Genomic DNA, 18,126 nt, shown 5'->3' with positions numbered 1-18,126 from the left:
CCATAGGCGAAAGCGCCGGTAATTTGCAAAACAGGCAGATTACCGGCGCTTTTCTCATGCACAGAAAGAAACGGAGGGATTACATTTTGAAACTGATTATCGCGGAAAAAAGCAGCGTAGGTCAGGCCATCGCTTTCGTCCTTGGCGCAACGGAGCGCGGGGACGGTTATCTGGAGGGCGGCGGCTATCTTGTGTCCTGGTGCGCGGGCCATCTGGTGGAGCTTGCACAGGCCGAGGCCTACGACGAAAAGTACGGCAAATGGCGCTATGAGGACTTGCCCATCCTGCCGGAACACTGGAAATATACCGTGTCCCGTGAAAAGGCAAAGCAGCTGAAAGTCTTGCGGGAACTGATGAAACGCCCGGAGGTGGACAGCATCGTCAATGCCTGCGACGCCGGACGGGAGGGCGAGTTGATTTTCCGGCTGGTGTACGAATATTGCGGCTGCAAAAAGCCCATGCAAAGGCTCTGGACATCCTCCATGGAGGAAAGCGCCATTGCGGAGGGCTTCCGCAGCCTGCGCCCCGGCACGGATTACGACCGGCTCTACCGGGCTGCCCTGTGCCGCTCACAGGCCGATTGGCTGGTGGGTATCAATGCCACAAGGCTGTTTTCGGTGCTGTACCGCCAGACACTCAATGTGGGACGCGTCATGACGCCAACCCTGGCTCTGCTCGTACAGAGGGAACAGGAAATTGCCGCCTTTGTCAGGGAGCCCTTTTATACACCTGAAATGGACTGCGGTACATTTACCGCTTCCGGTGAAAAGCATAAGGACAGGAAGGCCGCTGAAAGCATCCGTAGCGCCTGCAACGGCAAAACCGCCGTTGTAAAATCCGTGGAGCGGCAGAAAAAAACCGTTGCGCCGCCCAGGCTCTACGACCTCACCACACTCCAGCGGGAGGCAAACCGCCTGTTCGGATTCACCGCCCAGCAGACGCTGGACTATATGCAATCGCTCTATGAAAAGAAGCTGGCCACCTATCCCCGTACCGACAGCAGATATCTAACCGAGGATATGGCGGCGGGACTTCCCGCCCTTGTAGAAACTGCGGCGGCTGTACTGCTTTTTTCAACCGGAGCAAAGCTTTCCGTTGACGCCCGGCGTGTGGTGGACAACAGTAAAGTCACAGACCACCATGCCATTCTTCCCACCGGACAGGTCAAGGAAGCCGACCTTGCCGCGCTTCCTGCCGGTGAACGGAGCCTCCTGTTCCTGCTGGCCGTCCGGCTGATTTGCGCCGTGGGTGAACCCCACCTCTATGCCGAAACCGTTGTAATGCTGGACTGTGAGGGCCATTCTTTTACAGCAAAGGGCAAAACCGTCCTGCAAAACGGCTGGAAGGCCATCGAATCGGCTTACCGGGCCACGCTGAATAACAAGCCCGAGAAGGACGGAGAGGATAAGGCGCTGCCGGAGCTTTCCGAGGGGCAGGCATTTGCGAATGTCCGTACCGCTGTGAAGGAAGGCTTTACCTCACCGCCCAAGGCCTATTCCGAGGACACCCTGCTCAAGGCGATGGAGACAGCCGGGTCGGAAGATATGCCGGAGGATGCCGAGCGCAAAGGCCTGGGAACTCCCGCCACCCGCGCCGGCATCATTGAAAAGCTGGTCAAGACCGGTTTGGCGGAACGGAAAAACAGACAGCTGCTGCCCGCAAAAAAAGGCGTCAGCCTGATTGCCGTGCTGCCCGAGGTCGTCAAGTCTCCGGCACTTACCGCCGAATGGGAGCACCGGCTGAAGCAGGTGGAGCGTGGAGGGCTTTCCGGCCCGGAATTTATGGCAGGGATCGCAGAGCTGACGGTTAGCCTTGTGAAAAGCTACAGCGCGCCGAATCCCGGCTTCATGAGCCTGTTCCCCGCACCGGTGGGAAGCCGCAGTGAACCGGTGGGCATCTGCCCGCGCTGCGGCGGCAAGGTGCGGGAGGGCAAAAAGGGGTTCTTCTGCGAAAAGCAGGACTGCGGCTTTGCCCTGTGGCGGGATAACCGTTTCTTTGCCTCGAAGAAAAAAGAACTCACAAGAACCGTTGCCGCCGCGCTTCTTGGAGAGGGACGCGCCCCTATGTCCGGGCTTTACAGTGAAAAGACCGGCAAGACCTACAGTGCCGTAGTTGTCATGGAGAACACGGGCAAATACGTCAACTTCAAACTGGAGTTTGAGAAGGGAGCTAAAAAATGAGTAAGCGTAGAAAAAATCAGGAGCGAAGACTCCCTATTCAAAACGGCAACTATCTCAAGAACGCGGAAATGAGCCTAGAGGGCAACTACAATCAAATCGACGGTATCCTGGGGAACGCCCCCTCCTGTGACGCCGACTTAACGGACGGTCAGACCTATGACGATCTGCGGGAGCTGGCCCCGGAAACCTTGCCGGAGGAAAAGCGTTCGGTGCTGGAGCGGCTGGAACAGGCGCGGGAACGCCAAAGGGCTGCCGCCGAACCGGAGGATGCTTGCCGGTCGATGGAACGATAACTGGAAGGAGGAAGCATACAGCTTGAAACTATTAAAAAACCGAATCTTGTTAAGTGTCCTCTGCCTTGTACTGGCGGCGGGCATTTCTTTTTTACTCCTGCCGCGCTTCTATGGGGATAAAGGCGCGACGGTAACGGTGCTGCGGGCGGCCCAGGACATTCCTGCCGGAACGGAGCTTACCAAGCAGCACCTTGTATCCGCGGAGGTGGGCAGCTTCGGCCTTCCGGAGGGCATACTGAACGATCCGGCGCAGATTGTGGGCAAGGTGGCGCAGACCGCCATTGCCAAGGGGGACTATTTCTTCCCGCAGAAGCTGGGCAGCTATCTTGCCAACGAACAGCTTGACCGCATCGCAAAAAACAACCAGCGCCTTGTCACCATTAGTGTCGAGAGCATCGCAGCAGGGCTTTCCTCCCATCTTCGGGCCGGTGACATTGTGACGGTGGCCGTGTTTATGGAAAAAGCATCCGACGGAAAGGCTTCCGCACCCCAGGTCATTGTTTACCCCGAGATGAAAGGGCTGGAAACCTACAGCGTTGAGAACGCCAGGACACAGGACACCGCAAAGATGCGGGAGCAGCAAAAGGACAGCCAATCGGCAAACAGCGATCCAGTGGCCAGGGCCGTGACTCTCATTGTCACCGAAGCCCAGGCGGAAAAGCTCATTCAGGCGGAATACACCGGCAAGCTGCATTTAATCTTTGAGAAACGGGGTGTGAGCCATGGGAAGTAAAATCCTTGCCGTTTGGGGAGGCAAGCACAGCGGGAAAACCACCTTTGCTGTGAACCTGGCCTGCGCCCTATCAAAACGGAACGTGCTGGTGGGGCTCATTTCCTCCAATCTCACCTATGGAGAGCTTCAGACCTTTTTCGGTCAGACGGTTCCACCGAAGAAGGGGCTATTTGAAGCATTGGGTGCGGAGAATCCCAACACCGGGGAAATGTTCACCGCCTGCGGGGAAAGCAAAAATCTGTTTTTCCTGTCCGCACCCACCCGGTATTCCGGCCTGCTTAGCGACACCGTGACCCTGGAGGAAGCAGAGAGGATGCTGAATGCCGTTTCCCTTGTGTTTGATGTCCTGATCGTGGACACAAGTGCGGAGGTCAACAATCCGGTATCCGGTGTGGGCCTGTGGCTTGCCGATACGGTTTTCACCCTGCACAGACCGTCCATTGCTGCACAGATGTGGTATATAGCCGTCTCTGATTTTATACGGGAGCTGCACCTTGAAGAAAAGCAGACCCATATCCTGCTATCCCCCAACGGTGAATTTGACGAAAAGACCTACCGCCATATGACAGGGCTGGCCTTTGCTTACGAGCTGCCCCATATCCGGCGGGCCGCGGAGCTGGAGAACGCCGGGACGCCCCTGTATTTCTTCCGTGACCGTTCCTGCAAGCGTTACGGAAAGGTGCTGGAACAAATTGCAGGCAGGATTGGAGGCGGGAAGCCATGAACGGCAGATTTTCAGTTAATGACCTGATTTACCGGGCCAACAAGCGGCGCTCCGACACAGGGGAAAGCGTCCCGGCCAGGGATTACGGCGAAATCCTCGACAGACTCCAGCGGCTGATTGCTAAAAACCACTCTGCGGAGCTGGCGGAGGTGCTATATTCGGAGGAAGCCGAAGGAAAGCTGAAAGACCTTATCATGCGCTATCTCAACAGTGAACAGCTGGTAGCCAGGGATGTGCGCAATATCTCCGAGTTGACCGACGCCATCTATTTTGATATGGCTGGTATGGGCCTGTTGTCCCCGTACTTGCAGGACAGCGAGACGGAGGAAATCAATGTCAACGGCTCCGGGGGCATATGGGTGCTGTATAAAGACAGAAAAGTCAGGCTGAACGAAACCTTTGGGAACCCGGAAGCCTGTGCCAACATCGTGCGGAAAATGAGCCGCTTCGGGAATGTCATTCTGGACGGCTCTAAGCCCATCGGGGACAGCTTCATCGCCAAAGGTATCCGCATGTCCGGTGCAATCATGCCCTGCGTTGACCCCGACGCCGGGGCCATTGCCTCTGTTAGAAAGCAAAAGCCCTCGTATATTACGCGGGAAAACCTTATCGGCTGGGATACGGCCACCGCAGAGGAACTGGACTTTCTGACCCTGTGCGTCAACAACGGCGTTTCCGTTGCCATTGCCGGAGCCACCGGCAGCGGCAAGACCGCGGACATGGGCTATATTCTGAGCTGTGTACCCTATGAAAGGCGCATTGTCACCATTGAGGATACCCGTGAGCTGTCTTTAGCCCAATATGATGAAAACGGCGTGATGCTAAACGATGTGATCCACCTGCTCACCAAGGAGGAACCCAATCCCGTCACCATGCTGGACTTGTTAAAGCTGTCCCTGCGGCTGCATCCCCAAATCCTCGTCCCTGCCGAAATGCGCGGCAAGGAAGCCCTTACGGTACAGGAAGCCGGACGTACCGGACATATCATTGTCAGCACCCTCCACGCCAACGGTGCACGGGCGGCATATGACCGTATCCTGACCATGTGCTTGGAGGCCGGGACTTCACTTTCCGAAGAACGTCTCCTGAAAAACATTGTGGAAGCCTTTCCCATCATGCTGTTTAAGATGCAGCTTCCCGACAAGTCCAGAAAATACATGGAGATATTTGAAGCCACCGGCGTCAAAAACGGCGAAGTCACAGGCAACACCCTATACAAATATGTAGTTGACCACTACGAGAGAGACAAGGAAGGCAGGATTACAAAGGTTATCGGCAGCCACCGGCGCGTGGGCAATCTCTCCCCGGCCCTTGCCGAACGTCTTTTGGTGGGCGGCGTACCGCAAAGTGAAATCCGCCGTTTTTCAGAAGGAGGCGTAGCATGAACCCGATTACTATCACCCTTATGGCTGTGTTTGCCCTCATCAGCCTTGCCTTGTTTCTCCTGCTGAAGCTGAATCCCTTTATCATGGAGCAGAACCCTTTGAAAAAGCGCCGCATGGTTTTGACAGGGACAAAACTGAAATTCACCGAACGGATAGGCCTTCACTTTTCGACGCTGTTCCGGCAGACCCGTTGTACGGCAAAGAAATTCCTTGCCATGGTGTTTGCCTCCATGGCTGGGGGCTTCCTGGCAGGAGTGCTGCTGTTTGGCAGCGCGGGGCTTGCGGGGGTGATGGCTGTCTGTGTGCTGCCGGCCCCGTACTTTTACCTGACGGTGAAAAGCTCGGCGGCGGCCAGGGAGGAAATCGAAGGGTTAGAGAACACCATGAGCATCATCACCAACGCCTACGCGGGCTGTGATGACATCATCAAGGCGGTGGAAGCCTATGTGGAGAAAAAGAACCGGTATGTGCCGGTGCATTTGAGAACTGTCACACCCTTTGATGAATTCATTACGGAGATCCGGCTGGTCAATCCCAACGTGGAGCATGGCCTGTACCGGCTGGCGGCAAAAATCAAGAACCGCTACTTTAGCGAATGGGTAAAGACCCTGATTCTCTGCTATCATGACCGCCGCTTGAAATTCGCCCTGTTTCCTATCATCCGGGCCATGAATGACGCAAAATCCATGCAGGTCGAGAGCGACGGCATGATGGTTCGGGTATGGCGGGACTACCTGATGACGGTGGGCCTGATGATCTCTATTATCCCTATGATGAAATTCGCCAACGCCGAGTGGTTTTACCTGCTGACCCAAACCATGGTGGGCCGGCTGCTGATTGTCCTCATGCTGCTGACCGCCCTCGCCACCGCCTTCTATGTCATGAAGGCCACATTACCGAACAACCGATAAGGAGGGATGCCGTTGTTTTACCAAATCATTGTATTTATTCTGCTGACTGCGGCAGGAATTCTGATTTGCAGGCAGCTTTTAAAAATCCCGAAACTGAGCATGAAAAAGAACATCAAAAATGTACAGGCCGAAAAGGAAGCGATGGGCAATCGGCTGTTAAACCGCTTCATCATGCCCCTTGCAAGACCGGTTTCCCGGTTTGTTCCTCTCGATCCCGTCAAGGAAGCGAGGATGGCCTCCATACTGCGGCGGGGCGGTCTGGAGCTGACTCCGAAAGAATATTATGCCAGAGCCATTGTATGCGCGTCTTTCACCCTGCCCCTTGCGCTGCTGTTTATATTCCTCGGGGCGGTTAAGCTGGCACCCCTCATCCTGCTCCTTGCGCTGCTTGTCTACCGCCATTTTATGACCGACCTCAAAGACCGGATGAAAGAGAAAAAGAAGCGCATTGAAATGGAACTGCCGGGCTTTGTGCGCTCCATCCTGTACCGGCTGGAGGACAACCGGCACGACGGCAGCCGCCTGGTGGTGCAGGTGGATTTAATCCAGATTTTCGAGGATTATCTCAAGGTGGTAAGCGACGCTTTCCGGGAGGACGTGGCGATCCTTGTCATGGAAATGAAGGCAAAGGACATTGAAACCGCCCTGCGCAGCTTCAACGAACGCCTTGGCATCACCGACGTTTCTTTTCTGGTCAACGCCCTGATCGGCCTGCACCGGGGGGAACATCAGGGGGAGGCGCTTTCCTACCTGGCACGGGATATGGACATCAAGGCCAAAGAAGCAATGAAAAAGAAACTGGATACCCTGCCCCGCAGAGTGAAAATTGCCAGTATCCCCCTTGTAGCTATCACCATTGTAAGCCTGCTTTATGTCATTGGCTCCCACCTGATCCGTTCCATGGGGGGCCTTTTCTAATCCGTGAAAACGGGGCAATGCCCCTTTTCAAATACAATCTTAGAAGGTATGACCCATGCAAAGCATCAAAACTGTAATGAAAAATCCAGCAGAAAGGAGGACGATTTCCATGAGAAAATACATGTCAAACGCTCTTTGGGGAGCGAAAACCGCACTGATGAATCCCAGCGGCGATCAGATGACCGGCTGGCTCATCGTGGTACTGGTTGTCGTGGTAGTAGGTGCGGTGTTCATGACCCTGTACCAGGGTTCAATCACCACAATCTGGAACAGCATTGTTTCCAAAATCACCGGTTTGTTAGGCTAAGCCTGGCTTAACGGCACAATGTCATGGGAAGCAGCAGCTTCCCTTTTTCTTTTATTCAAAATCAAATTTACGAGGAGGTATGTACTATGTTTAAGACAATGAAAAACAAAATCCAGATGACGGCCATGAAGGCCCAGAATGCATTGATGAACCAGAACGGCGATCAGATGACCGGCTGGCTCATCGTTGTACTGATTGTTGTAGTTGTGGGTGCGGTGTTTATGACGCTCTACCAAAGCTCCATCACACAGATTTGGAACAGTATTGTTTCCAAAATCACCGGCTTGCTGAACTAGCAGACGGCTTAATCCTTGTTCGGGAGGGAGCGCAAAGCTCCTTCCTTTTCCTTACTCAAAATCAAAAAACAAATTAAATGGAGGTATGTACTATGTTCAAGAAAATGGAAAACAAAATCCAGATGGCGGCTGTGAAAGCCGGGAATACACTGATGAACCCCAGCGGCGATCAGATGACGGGCTGGCTCATCGTTGTGCTTATTGTTGTAGTGGTGGGCGCGGTGTTTATGACGCTCTATCAGAACTCCATCTCCACAATCTGGAATAGCATCGTTTCCAAGATTACAGGACTGCTGAACTAGCGGATGGTTATCCTTGTAGGTTCGGGAGGGGGCATACAGTTCCCTCCGCTTCTTTACCCAAAAAATATAAATTTACGGAGGTATGTACTATGTTCAAGACAATGAAAAACAAAATCCAGATGGCGGCTATGAAGGCCAGGAACACACTGATGAACCCCAGCGGCGACCAGATGACCGGCTGGCTCATTGTGGTGCTGGTTGTTGTAGTGGTAGGCGCTGTATTCATGACCCTGTATCAAAGCTCTATCACCACAATCTGGAATAATATCGTAACCAAAATCACCGGTCTGCTCAGCTGATGAGCGTTTCAAAGGCAAATTTACAGAAACAGGAGGTGCAAGGCCAATGAACAGCAGGCACCGGGGCATACGGGGGAGATTTTCTCCCCCGTTGTCCTTTCAAAAGCTGCTTTCCGATAAGAAAGGCAGCAGCTACTTCGATTTAATCATAAAAACTCTTGTAGTGCTATCGCTCATGGTTACGGTCATGAGCTTTTTAAGCGTTTTTACCACATATCTAAACCTGAACCATGTCTGCCGCCGCGTTGTCCGTGTGGTAGAACTGGAGGGGCAGGTTTCCGACCGGGCCTATGACGTGTTTTACAGGCTCAAGCAGCAGACCGGCCTATCGCCGGAAATGACCGTTGAAAATGTATCATATTGTGAGGATCAGAAAATCCAGCTGCGGGATACCTTTACCGTCACCATGACCTACAGCTATCCCTTTACCATTTTCACGCCAAGCTTTGCACCACCCGTAGAAATACGGATTCCCATGAAAGTCAGTATTACCGGAATGTCGGAAAAATATTGGAAGCTCGCAGAGTGAGCACACCGGAAAGGAGGTTAATGCCATGGGAAAAATCAAAGGGATACTGAAAAACTGCAGGGGTGACACCTTTGTGTTCATTCTTATTCTCGTCTTTTTTATTCTTACGTTATCGGCCATTTTAATCGAATATTTCCGCATGGAAAGCCTGTACCAGCAGGTGGAATATGTGCTCCAGCGGGGCGTAAACAGCTCTGTGGAATACGCCATGCGCGACGAATACCGCCGGGACGGCTATGCCTTGCTGGATACGGAGGCCGCAGAAGAAAAGTTGTATGAGTACCTGCATGAAAGCATGGGGCTGGATTCGGAGATGAACAAATATGCCGGTGAGGAATGGAACTACCGGCTTGAAATTCAAAGCATCCATGCGACGGAAAGCCCGCCCCGGCTGACGCTGGACGGGGAGATCAAAACCCGCAGCATTTTCAGCTTCCTGACCGGAGAAGTGCAGCTTCCCTTTAGCATATCCAGCGTCAACACGCGAATTACGGAAGGAGGTTCCGAATGAAACGAAAATATTTATTAATCCTGCCAATGCTGTTTATCTGTTGCCTATTGTTTTCCACCAAAGCCTTTGCAGCATCGGGCAGCGATATCCAAATCCAGGTGACTTCCCCCATCGACAACCTGACCAATGAAAGCGGTGTGGTGGCCGTGGAGCAATTCCCGGCTGAAATCCCCATAAATATTACAGCGTCCACCGGGACACTGACGGAAATAAAACTGGAATACGATGACGGGTGGCGGATCATACCGCCCGATTATGTTCTGGCGGTGGAAAGCAAGGAAAAATGCGGCCCCTACACCATTACGGCAAAAACCGATCAGGGCGCTGTCATGACGGTTACGGTCAACGTGGTGTTTCAGGTGAAGGCTACCTACGACACCCGATACCGCACCACTGGTATTAATGTGACCGGGATTTATGAAGGCGGTACGCTTCTAAAGTCCTTCCCGGAGCCCCAACGTATTGAACTTGTAAACGCTAATACCGTGGCAGACCATGAACAGGAGCGCATTGCCGCCTGGATCGGCAGGCAGGACGGCGGCACCTATACCTTAAAAGGCAGCCTCGTGGTGGAAATTCACAATATCTCAACAGGTGAAGTTTACGGTATCCATGATACAAACACGGATTTTGAAGCACTGACCGCCAGCTATTGCTGGACGAAAAAGGCGCTGGTTGCCTTTGAAACCATGCGGAATGCGGAGCTGACCTATCAGGCTCCGGTAAAAATGGACGTGGAAGCGACCTGGTGCGACGAGAGCAAGAAAGAGGTTTACGGTACGCTCACCGCTCATGACAAAGGAGTGCCGGAGCTGCTCTATCCCTACCAGACCACCTCTGTCACCTTCCATAAAGATGACATCAAGCTGTCCAAAAACTTTATATATAAGAGCCTTGAATGGGACTATACCCCGGAAACGAAAGAGTACACCGATGGAGAAAGAAAAACACAGACGGAAATCACACAAAAAATCAATTACAAAATTCCAACAACAGACTTTTATTTCAAGTTCAAGGCCTGTGACGGGAACGACCTGTCGGTTGCCATCCGCGCCCCTGCCACGGTGTACCGGGGCGACAGCTATTCCTTTACCGTAATTTACATGAACAGCGGAAAAAGTCCGGCTTATGACGTACCCCTCAAAGGTAAGGTGGACGACGTTCTGGTCAAGGAAATCCCTGCCGTGCAGGACTTTTCGCCTAATGAAAGCAAGACCTACACCATAAAGCGCACAGCCGATACTAAAGACGATGTGATACACTTGTGGGCAAATATCGGTGTGCCGGATGGTTTTATCGACGCCAACCTTTCCAATAACACGGCCACGGCAGACATACAGGTGATTGACAAGCCTGCTCCGAAGCCGACAAATCCACCGGAACCGAAGGACAATCCTGATAATCCTGTCCCACCGGGTGATAAACCCGAGCCGAAAAAGCTGTGTGACCTGTCTGCAAGCATTCTTGCACCACCGACTGTATATGAACATGAGACTTACAGCTTTACAGTCAGCTTCACGAACAATTCAGATAAGGAGCTTACAAACGTGACGCTACAGGGAACGAATAACGATTCTGCTTTGGAACAAATTCCGAAGACCTGCAGCTTCAAACCGCAGGAAACAAAATCATTTACAATCACGGATAAGGCAGGAAACAAAGGCGAAGTGTACAGGCTATGGGCAAATGTCGGTGTCCCGGAGAGCTTTATAGATGAGAACCCAAGCAACAACACCGCAGTTTCAAAAATCACCGTCATTGAGAGAACACCTAACAAGCCGACAAATCCTGATAATCCACCGGACAATCCGGATAAACCGCCTAAAGAGCCTGATAAGCCTCCTGTCAACCCAGACAAACCTCCTGTTAACCCGGATAAGCCCCCGGTTAATCCTGATGTACCAAAAGAAAAACTGTGCGATTTATGGGTTAACATATCTTTTCCACCGACGGTCTACGAACAGGAGGAATACAGCTTTACAGTATACTTTAGCAATGACACCGACAAAGCGGTGGCAGGAGCATGCCTGAGTACTACGGTTGATGGTACGGCAGTTAAGGAAGTACCCTTAACTGCAAGCTTTGAACCGCATGAAACAAAGGCTTTTGTTGTTAAAGGAAAAGCCGGAGAGAAAGGAACGACCATCAAGCTCAGGTCAGCTATTTCACCACCGCAGGAATATACGGATACAACCTTAAGCAATAACACTGCCGGTGCTGAAATTCTAGTGGCGGAACGTCCCTATGACATGGATGTGCAACGGATAACGCCCGACCAATACAAGGAAAACCAGACGGTCATCAGCACCATCAAGGTGTCCAACAAAGGAAGCAAGGACTTTACGCCCGGACAAAAGGTTTCAGTCCTGTTTGAAATTCCGGAGCTTTCGCTTAAAAAGCATGTGGATGCCGTGGTCATGGAGCAAAACACCTGGAACGTCGTCTCGGTTGGATGGGATACGCCCAATGTCCAGGCCGATAAGTACATCACCTTGATTGCCACCATCAATCCCGGCCGGAATTTAAATAATGAAACATCTTTTGCCAATAATACCTACACCCAAAAGGCCGTCATCAAAAATGTAACCTATGACGAGCCGGAGGAAAGCCGGACGCTGCCCGATCCGCCGAAAAGAAGTGAGCAGCCAAGAGTGACATGGTGGGAACAGCGGTATGAAAACGGACAATTTGTATGGCATGAGTATTATGCCGAGTTAAAGGTAAGCGCAGAACTGGATTATGCCACCAAGGACAAAGGGTATCTCAAATCCGGCTATGGCTATTCCATCAAGGTTTCCGCCTCCGTCAGCACCAATTATGACAGGCCGGAGCTGATTACCGCCCCACAGACGGCGGAGGTATATCTGCCGGAATACCGGTATAATACCGCCACTCCGTTAGTAAAAGAGGACGGCTTGTTTGTTTTCAAGGAGAATCCCGCATCTCCCTTTAAGTACCGGAAGCAGTATGTCCCCATCTGGTTCCCCGACGACAAGGATTACACCGTACAGCTGCTTGTCACCGACGTTCATACGCCGGGCGGCACCCTGTCCCGGTGGATCACGGGCGGCCAGCTTGCCATTCATGTAATGGACAGCATGTATTCCGACGATGTGACGGGTGGTGACTGGTAATGGTGCTGCTGTTTTGCACCGTCCCCCTCCTGTGGGCAGCGGTTACGGACTTAAAAAAGCGGATTATTCCCGACTGGACATGGCTTGCCATTCTCCTTATTGGGCTTGTATCCGCTTTTTTGCTGCCTGCCCCGGCCCTGTATGAACGAATCGCGGGATGCCTTCTGCCAGGGCTCTGCCTTTTATTCCTTGCCATGAAATACGGCGGCGTGGGCGGCGGCGACATCAAGCTGACGGCAGCCATGGGTTTCGCTTTCGGGCTGAATACCCTTGCGGCCATCCTCCTGCTTGCCTTGCTTCCTGCCTGCATTTACGCAAAAGCGGCAAAGCAACGGAGTGTGCCCCTGGCCGTCTTTTTATGTGTCGGCGCTTTCAGCTTTGCCGTTGTCGTATTTGTTTTCAGCCGGATTTGAGGATGAAATGGAGGTGCTTTTTATATGGCTGATGAAAAACGGATGATTGAAAATTATGAAGTGAAACATGCCATCCACCTTTCAGGCGGCGAGGTGGTGCTGGCTGAGGATGCTTCTGCCGCCGAGCCGTTCATGGTGTGTGACTGCTCCTGGGATAACCCGTTCAGTGTGGATGTATATTCCAACATTGCGGTCAGCGCCGATTATCTGGAAATCATGAAAGAATTTTTAAACCGGGCAGCAAAGCGTGTTGAGCTTATTGAAAAGGAACGTGCCCTGCGCGGTGTTTCTAATATCCCCCTTGACCGCCGATGATTGCATATCGGGCAGCCGGGGATGGAATTACGAAAACCGGCTTATCGTCATTGCCCCGGGAAAACTCACACCCGCAGCGCGCACTGCCGACCATCAACTGCTGCTTGCCACGGGCGGCAACGGCTGCGATCCGGATGCACAGGGCACCGCTGTTTTCTGCACGAACCTGTTCACCGGCAAAGCGACGCGTTGGGAACGGTATCACATAGCCGGCGTGATCCGGCCCGACCGTATGCCGGAGTGGGCGGCGGAAAAGCTGTCGGCGCTTCAAAAGGCGGAGGGAAAACAATCCGTGCTTGGGAAACTGGAAGCCGCAAAGAAAACTGCCGCGCGGGACAATCCTGCGCCGAAAGAACCAAAACACAGGAAGCCGGAGCGTTAATCCGGCTCTTTTCCATGTGAGAAAGGAGGCACACAATGGCTGATAAAGCCAGCAGCACAAAAAACCAGGTGAAGGAAATCACCGACCGCCTGGAACAGGGCATCAAAGACCTGTTTACCGGTGAAAAATATTTGTCCTACCTGCAAACCATGTCCCGGTTCCACCGCTACAGCACCCGGAACACCCTGCTCATTTATATGCAGAAGCCCGACGCCACGCTGGTGGCAGGATACCAGGCATGGCAATCCAAATTCGGCAGGTATGTCAAACGCGGCGAAACGGGCATCAAAATCCTTGCTCCCACGCCCTTTACCGTTACAAAAGAACAGCAGAAGCTTGACCCGGATACCCGCCGTCCCATACTCGGCGCAGACGGACTGCCCGTCACGGAGGAAGTGGAGGTGCGCATTGCGCGCTTTAAGGTCATTCCCGTATTCGACGTATCACAGACAGACGGAAAACCTCTGCCAAGCCTGGTGGAGGATTTGACCGGCGACGTGAAGCACTATGCGCTTTTTCTGGACGCTCTTAGGGCCGTATCTCCGCTGCCCATCCGGTTTGAACCACTGGAACCCGGCACGGACGGCATCTGCCGCATGGGAGACAGTATCGCCATCCGTACCGGAATGAGTAAAATCCAGACCGTTTCGGCAATAATCCACGAGATCACCCATGCCAGGCTCCACGATCTGGAGCGTTTGCAGCAGGAGGACGAGACAGCAAAGCCAAAAGACCGGCGCACCGAGGAAGTAGAGGCCGAAAGCGTTTCCTATGCCGTGTGCCAGTATTACGGCATTGAAACCGCCGCCAACAGCTTCGGGTATCTGGCCGAATGGAGTAAAACCCGTGAATTAAAGGAATTGAACGCTTCGCTGGACATTATCCGCAAAACGGCGGCGGAGCTTATTGACAGCATTGATGAAAATTTCCGTATGCTTGCCAAGGAGCGAGGGATTGATCTTACACCCAAAGAGCAGGACGAGACCGCGCCGGAGCCGTTGCCTGTGCCGGATGCCCCTGTTTCAGGCCAGGAGCCTTCACCCGCGGTAGAGCCCGAATTAAAGCCCAACCAGCATATTGAGGAAATCGGCGGCGTGGAGTATATCGTCACCGGCCCCGCACCGTCATACACACCAAAGCCTGAAAAGCAGTATGAATTGGGCTACGGTCATATGGGGAACGGCCTGACCGTCTGGAACCGTTTGGAGGAAAAGGACGGCGATTACGTCACCGTGGCGCATATTGCCACTGACCGCAGTGTGACGTTCTATGACAAGGATATGCCGGATGATGTGAAAGCTCAAATCGAGGAAACCGCCCGTACCACCGAAATGAGTGTGTCTGCTACGCAGGATGCACCGCTTTTCTCCGTACCGCCCGTTGCCGGCACACCAGAACAGGCAGCACCGCATCAGGAGCAGGATGCGCCCGTCGAACCGGAAACAGACGATTTCTTGCCCGACCCCGCTATCGAGCTGTCCGAGCGCGACCTGTACGGCTACACCGACCCCTCCATGCTTCCGCTGCTGAAAGACCGGGCGTTGGCGCTGTATGACGCCGACCATACCGTTTACATGCTGTACCCGGACAACACCGAGGCCATGGTTTTTGAACGGGACGAAATCGCCGGACATGACGGGATTTTCGGCATTGAGGCCGGGGAATGGCAGGCATCGCGGGAGCACGCCATGTTAAAAGACGCCTCCAGAAACAGTGAAGCATCGCGGGAAGCCGGGCTGTTATACGGTGACAGGGACTGCTTTGGTATCTTCCAGTTAAAGGGCGGCGAGGAACTGCATTTCCACCGTTTTACACCGCTGGAACAGCTGAAAAAAGACGGCCTGACCGTAGACCGGGCCAATTACGAGCTGGTCTATGTCGCGCCCCTGCCGCCGGAGGATACACTGGAAGGCATCTTTGAGAAATTCAACCTGCACCATCCCGCTGACTTTCGGGGACACAGCCTGTCGGTCAGCGATGTGGTTTCCCTGCAACGAAACGGCGGGATCACTTCCCACTATGTGGATAGCTTCGGCTTTAAGGAACTGCCCGCTTTTTTGGGAAATGAGAAGCAGCCGGAGCTTGACCCTGTAATAGAGCTTGCTACCCGCCTTGATAAATTTGCCGAGAATTTTGACACTTACGGCTACCGCGATGATGTGGAAGACAAAGAGGAAAATATCCGCTCCATAGCGCGGGATATTGAAAACGGCGAGCTTTCCGGCATGAAAGAAATGCTGCAATATGCCATCGAGGAAGAAACCGATGTGCCCGAAGCTGCAGCCCTGTTACAGCAGCTTGCAGCCTATGAAAAGCCAAAGGAACCGGAACCCGCTGCTCCCACCGTCTCCGAACCGGAGGAACAGGTTAAGGCCGGGAAGCAGATTTCCCTCCTTGACCTTGCAAGAACGGTCAAAAACGAACAAAAACAGCCCGGACGCACGGAAAAGCCCTCCATCCTTGCGAAATTGCAGGAAGGTAAAAAAGCAGTTTCCCAGGGAACCGACACACAGAAAACCGCGCCAAAGCGCGACGGAGCACGGGAGGTATGAGAATGGAACATCAACCAGTTTATAAACAGGATGCAGATTATGCAAGACAACAGGATGAGCTTGCCCTTTACCGGGACAGCAACCGTATAAATGGAGCCTGTGCCCAGGCAATCGAACAAGCCATAAAAGACAGCAACTATGCTCTCTACCGGTATGATTTAGATAGCTCTGCACAGAAGGTTATTGCGGAATACGGCGCGGAGCGTGTAGTCTGAGTATTGGCTGCCACCTTGCAGAATCTGGAGCATGACGGGCGTTTTTCCCGTGACAACAAGGATTGGGGTAAAGGCTTTTCCATACCCAAAGAAAGAAGCATTTATTATACGATAAATACCCACCCCACCGTACTGGACGGATTTATTGACGTGGCGCGGAAAGCGTTTGCAGCGCTGGAAAAATCCGCTCCGAAAGCTGAAAAAAAGACCTCCGTTCTAAATCGGCTGGAAGAAGACAAAAAGGCTGCCGTACAGGAGACAGAGCAACCGAAAGGCACTCCGAAACGCGACAGCGGACGGGAGGTGTAATAATGGGCTTTACCGTGGAAGAAATCAATCTTATGTGTGTCTATGACACAAGCGACAGAGACAGGCTGCTTACCGGGATACGGGAGAGCCTGCCTCACCTATTGGAACCGGAATTAAAGGAGCTGGCGCAGGGCGTAATCGGCAGGCTGGAAGCTATGACTGATCGGGAATTCGCCGCCCTTGTCCTTGCTCCGGACTATGAATGATACAAGAAACGGAGGTGTAGCACGGTTTGGCTACGAAATTTCAGATGTATTCCCAACTGGCGGAGCAGCAGGCCCGGCAGATTACGCAGGGGCGCAGGAATTGGACGCGCTTTCTGGACACGGCGGCAAGGCTGTACCGGTATTCCTTTGCCGACCAGCTGATGATTTACGCCCAGCGCCCCGACGCCACGGCCTGCGCGCCTATCGAAACCTGGAACAGCCCCATGAACCGCTGGGTGCGGCGCGGCGCAAAGGGGATTGCCCTTATGGACGACAGCGGCGACCGCCCGGCACTGCGGTATGTCTTTGACATATCGGATACTGAGCCCGCACGGGAGGATGCACGCGTCCCCTTTTTATGGGAGCTTCGGGAGGAACATCATGCGCCCGTCATGGAATACCTTGCAAAAACCTATGACAATGTAGAGAACGATTTGGGTACTTCCCTTTACAACATTGCGTCCCAGCTTGCAAGGGAGTATTATGACGATAACGCCCGTGAAATCGGGTACATTGCGGAAGGCAGTTTTCTGGAAGACTATGACGAGCTTAATCTTGAAGTGACTTTCCGGGAAGCGCTGACCGTCAGCATTGCCTACAGCCTGATATCCCGTTGCGGCCTGGACACGGAGGAATATTTTGAGGACGGGGATTTTCAAAAGGTTTTTGAATTCAATACCCCTGCCACCGTTTACGCGCTGGGTACGGCGGTCAGCGACCTGTCCGAACAGGTTTTAAAGGATATCGGAGCTGTTATTAAAAAATATGAAAGGCAGAAAGCCGCCGAAAGGAGTGCCCAATATGAGCAAAGAGACAGAAACAGACAACAGCCGTCCGCTGACCTACAGCCAGGCAGGGGATTATCTGCTTCCCGATCTGATTCTGGAAGAACAGGCTTCGCCGGTGACGGAGGAGACAATCGACAAATACGGACGGATGCGGAAAAACTTCCTGAAACAGCACCGGGCCATGTCGTACAATTCCCTGCTTCTGAGCGAAAAATTGTATCCCCACCTGCGGGAGATCGACCGGACGGCGAACGAGAGAATGGAACAGCTGATGAAGGAACTGACCGGGAAGAACCCGCCCCCGGACAAAACGGCAGATCAGATGAGCTGGGTGAGCCACATGAACAGCCTGAAAGCCCAAGCCGAGGAAATCATCCTGAACGAACTGATTTACAGTTAAACGAAACACCGGAAGAAATACCGC

20 protein-coding genes and 1 pseudogene are annotated in these 18,126 nt (G+C 53.1%); all 21 read left to right on the top strand.

The window, feature by feature from the left end:
• The first annotated feature begins 86 nt into the window (after nucleotides 1-86).
• The 21 genes and pseudogenes from Gferi_RS03775 to Gferi_RS27445 all read left to right on the top strand — a co-directional run bounded on the left by Gferi_RS03775 (nucleotide 87) and on the right by Gferi_RS27445 (nucleotide 18,102).
• Nucleotides 87-2,180 carry a DNA topoisomerase 3 gene (locus Gferi_RS03775; RefSeq protein WP_330389572.1) on the top strand — a complete coding sequence of 698 codons (2,094 nt, stop codon included), beginning with the start codon at nucleotides 87-89 and terminating at the stop codon, nucleotides 2,178-2,180.
• The gene (locus Gferi_RS03770; protein WP_069974337.1) at nucleotides 2,177-2,473 is read left to right on the top strand and encodes a DUF4316 domain-containing protein; all 297 of its coding nucleotides are present in this window, start codon (nucleotides 2,177-2,179) and stop codon (nucleotides 2,471-2,473) included. Before Gferi_RS03775 ends, Gferi_RS03770 begins: the two co-directional genes overlap by 4 nt.
• 22 nt (nucleotides 2,474-2,495) lie before the next feature.
• Nucleotides 2,496-3,206 carry a Flp pilus assembly protein CpaB gene (gene cpaB / locus Gferi_RS03765; RefSeq protein WP_069974336.1) on the top strand — a complete coding sequence of 237 codons (711 nt, stop codon included), beginning with the start codon at nucleotides 2,496-2,498 and terminating at the stop codon, nucleotides 3,204-3,206.
• Entirely contained in the window at nucleotides 3,196-3,930 is a 735-nt protein-coding gene (locus Gferi_RS03760; protein WP_069974335.1) for an AAA family ATPase, read from the top strand. Before cpaB ends, Gferi_RS03760 begins: the two co-directional genes overlap by 11 nt.
• On the top strand, nucleotides 3,927-5,315 hold the full coding sequence (locus Gferi_RS03755; RefSeq protein ID WP_069974334.1) for an ATPase, T2SS/T4P/T4SS family: 1,389 nt from the start codon (nucleotides 3,927-3,929) through the stop codon (nucleotides 5,313-5,315). Before Gferi_RS03760 ends, Gferi_RS03755 begins: the two co-directional genes overlap by 4 nt.
• The gene (locus Gferi_RS03750) at nucleotides 5,312-6,226 is read left to right on the top strand and encodes a type II secretion system F family protein (RefSeq protein WP_069974333.1); all 915 of its coding nucleotides are present in this window, start codon (nucleotides 5,312-5,314) and stop codon (nucleotides 6,224-6,226) included. Before Gferi_RS03755 ends, Gferi_RS03750 begins: the two co-directional genes overlap by 4 nt.
• A 12-nt stretch (nucleotides 6,227-6,238) precedes the next feature.
• Nucleotides 6,239-7,144, top strand: coding sequence for a hypothetical protein (locus tag Gferi_RS28755; RefSeq protein ID WP_236932686.1), 906 nt, complete (start codon nucleotides 6,239-6,241; stop codon nucleotides 7,142-7,144).
• A 55-nt stretch (nucleotides 7,145-7,199) separates the two neighbouring features.
• Nucleotides 7,200-7,451 (top strand): hypothetical protein, encoded by a 252-nt coding sequence (locus Gferi_RS03740; RefSeq protein WP_236932685.1) that lies wholly within the window; start codon nucleotides 7,200-7,202, stop codon nucleotides 7,449-7,451.
• Nucleotides 7,452-7,537: 86 nt separating this feature from the next.
• Nucleotides 7,538-7,747 (top strand): hypothetical protein, encoded by a 210-nt coding sequence (locus Gferi_RS03735; RefSeq protein WP_069974332.1) that lies wholly within the window; start codon nucleotides 7,538-7,540, stop codon nucleotides 7,745-7,747.
• A 92-nt stretch (nucleotides 7,748-7,839) separates the two neighbouring features.
• Nucleotides 7,840-8,049 (top strand): hypothetical protein, encoded by a 210-nt coding sequence (locus Gferi_RS03730; protein ID WP_069974331.1) that lies wholly within the window; start codon nucleotides 7,840-7,842, stop codon nucleotides 8,047-8,049.
• Between the two features lie 89 nt (nucleotides 8,050-8,138).
• A complete protein-coding gene (locus Gferi_RS03725) occupies nucleotides 8,139-8,348 on the top strand; it encodes a hypothetical protein (RefSeq protein ID WP_069974330.1) in 210 nt (69 codons plus the stop codon).
• A 46-nt stretch (nucleotides 8,349-8,394) separates the two neighbouring features.
• Nucleotides 8,395-8,877, top strand: coding sequence for a DUF4320 family protein (locus Gferi_RS03720; protein WP_069974329.1), 483 nt, complete (start codon nucleotides 8,395-8,397; stop codon nucleotides 8,875-8,877).
• A 25-nt stretch (nucleotides 8,878-8,902) separates the two neighbouring features.
• The gene (locus Gferi_RS03715; protein ID WP_069974328.1) at nucleotides 8,903-9,388 is read left to right on the top strand and encodes a hypothetical protein; all 486 of its coding nucleotides are present in this window, start codon (nucleotides 8,903-8,905) and stop codon (nucleotides 9,386-9,388) included.
• Nucleotides 9,385-12,522: a hypothetical protein gene (locus Gferi_RS03710; protein ID WP_069974327.1), complete on the top strand. Its 3,138-nt coding sequence runs from the start codon at nucleotides 9,385-9,387 to the stop codon at nucleotides 12,520-12,522. Before Gferi_RS03715 ends, Gferi_RS03710 begins: the two co-directional genes overlap by 4 nt.
• Complete coding sequence (locus Gferi_RS03705) at nucleotides 12,522-12,935, top strand: prepilin peptidase (RefSeq protein ID WP_236932684.1); 414 nt, start codon at nucleotides 12,522-12,524, stop codon at nucleotides 12,933-12,935. The genes Gferi_RS03710 and Gferi_RS03705 overlap by 1 nt, the downstream gene beginning before the upstream one ends.
• 24 nt (nucleotides 12,936-12,959) lie before the next feature.
• Nucleotides 12,960-13,250 (top strand): hypothetical protein, encoded by a 291-nt coding sequence (locus Gferi_RS03700; RefSeq protein ID WP_069974326.1) that lies wholly within the window; start codon nucleotides 12,960-12,962, stop codon nucleotides 13,248-13,250.
• Nucleotides 13,237-13,632, top strand: coding sequence for a hypothetical protein (locus Gferi_RS03695; protein ID WP_069974325.1), 396 nt, complete (start codon nucleotides 13,237-13,239; stop codon nucleotides 13,630-13,632). The genes Gferi_RS03700 and Gferi_RS03695 overlap by 14 nt, the downstream gene beginning before the upstream one ends.
• A 35-nt stretch (nucleotides 13,633-13,667) precedes the next feature.
• Nucleotides 13,668-16,184 (top strand): YodL domain-containing protein, encoded by a 2,517-nt coding sequence (locus tag Gferi_RS03690; RefSeq protein ID WP_069974324.1) that lies wholly within the window; start codon nucleotides 13,668-13,670, stop codon nucleotides 16,182-16,184.
• A pseudogene (locus Gferi_RS28750) lies at nucleotides 16,181-16,708 on the top strand (DUF3849 domain-containing protein). Before Gferi_RS03690 ends, Gferi_RS28750 begins: the two are co-directional and overlap by 4 nt.
• Before the next feature lie 2 nt (nucleotides 16,709-16,710).
• The gene (locus Gferi_RS03675; RefSeq protein ID WP_069974321.1) at nucleotides 16,711-16,914 is read left to right on the top strand and encodes a transposon-transfer assisting family protein; all 204 of its coding nucleotides are present in this window, start codon (nucleotides 16,711-16,713) and stop codon (nucleotides 16,912-16,914) included.
• Nucleotides 16,915-17,679: 765 nt separating this feature from the next.
• On the top strand, nucleotides 17,680-18,102 hold the full coding sequence (locus Gferi_RS27445; RefSeq protein WP_456297974.1) for a TnpV protein: 423 nt from the start codon (nucleotides 17,680-17,682) through the stop codon (nucleotides 18,100-18,102).
• The last annotated feature ends 24 nt before the right edge of the window (nucleotides 18,103-18,126 follow it).

This window comes from Geosporobacter ferrireducens (assembly GCF_001750685.1).
Classification (GTDB): Bacteria; Bacillota; Clostridia; order Peptostreptococcales; family Thermotaleaceae; genus Geosporobacter; species Geosporobacter ferrireducens.
This window is presented reverse-complemented; position numbering and strand designations above follow the sequence as displayed.

Excerpts from the sequence above, each read along its gene's own strand:
- Gferi_RS03755 (WP_069974334.1), top strand. The coding sequence starts at position 3,927 with ATGAACGGCAGATTTTCAGTTAATGACCTGATTTACCGGGCCAACAAG.
- Gferi_RS03725 (WP_069974330.1), top strand. The coding sequence starts at position 8,139 with ATGTTCAAGACAATGAAAAACAAAATCCAGATGGCGGCTATGAAGGCC.
- Gferi_RS03770 (WP_069974337.1), top strand. The coding sequence starts at position 2,177 with ATGAGTAAGCGTAGAAAAAATCAGGAGCGAAGACTCCCTATTCAAAAC.
- Gferi_RS03715 (WP_069974328.1), top strand. The coding sequence starts at position 8,903 with ATGGGAAAAATCAAAGGGATACTGAAAAACTGCAGGGGTGACACCTTT.
- Gferi_RS03730 (WP_069974331.1), top strand. The coding sequence starts at position 7,840 with ATGTTCAAGAAAATGGAAAACAAAATCCAGATGGCGGCTGTGAAAGCC.
- Gferi_RS03700 (WP_069974326.1), top strand. The coding sequence starts at position 12,960 with ATGGCTGATGAAAAACGGATGATTGAAAATTATGAAGTGAAACATGCC.
- Gferi_RS03760 (WP_069974335.1), top strand. The coding sequence starts at position 3,196 with ATGGGAAGTAAAATCCTTGCCGTTTGGGGAGGCAAGCACAGCGGGAAA.
- Gferi_RS03740 (WP_236932685.1), top strand. The coding sequence starts at position 7,200 with ATGCAAAGCATCAAAACTGTAATGAAAAATCCAGCAGAAAGGAGGACG.
- Gferi_RS03675 (WP_069974321.1), top strand. The coding sequence starts at position 16,711 with ATGGGCTTTACCGTGGAAGAAATCAATCTTATGTGTGTCTATGACACA.
- Gferi_RS03750 (WP_069974333.1), top strand. The coding sequence starts at position 5,312 with ATGAACCCGATTACTATCACCCTTATGGCTGTGTTTGCCCTCATCAGC.
- Gferi_RS03735 (WP_069974332.1), top strand. The coding sequence starts at position 7,538 with ATGTTTAAGACAATGAAAAACAAAATCCAGATGACGGCCATGAAGGCC.
- Gferi_RS03690 (WP_069974324.1), top strand. The coding sequence starts at position 13,668 with ATGGCTGATAAAGCCAGCAGCACAAAAAACCAGGTGAAGGAAATCACC.
- Gferi_RS03720 (WP_069974329.1), top strand. The coding sequence starts at position 8,395 with ATGAACAGCAGGCACCGGGGCATACGGGGGAGATTTTCTCCCCCGTTG.
- Gferi_RS03710 (WP_069974327.1), top strand. The coding sequence starts at position 9,385 with ATGAAACGAAAATATTTATTAATCCTGCCAATGCTGTTTATCTGTTGC.
- Gferi_RS27445 (WP_456297974.1), top strand. The coding sequence starts at position 17,680 with ATGAAAGGCAGAAAGCCGCCGAAAGGAGTGCCCAATATGAGCAAAGAG.
- Gferi_RS03705 (WP_236932684.1), top strand. The coding sequence starts at position 12,522 with ATGGTGCTGCTGTTTTGCACCGTCCCCCTCCTGTGGGCAGCGGTTACG.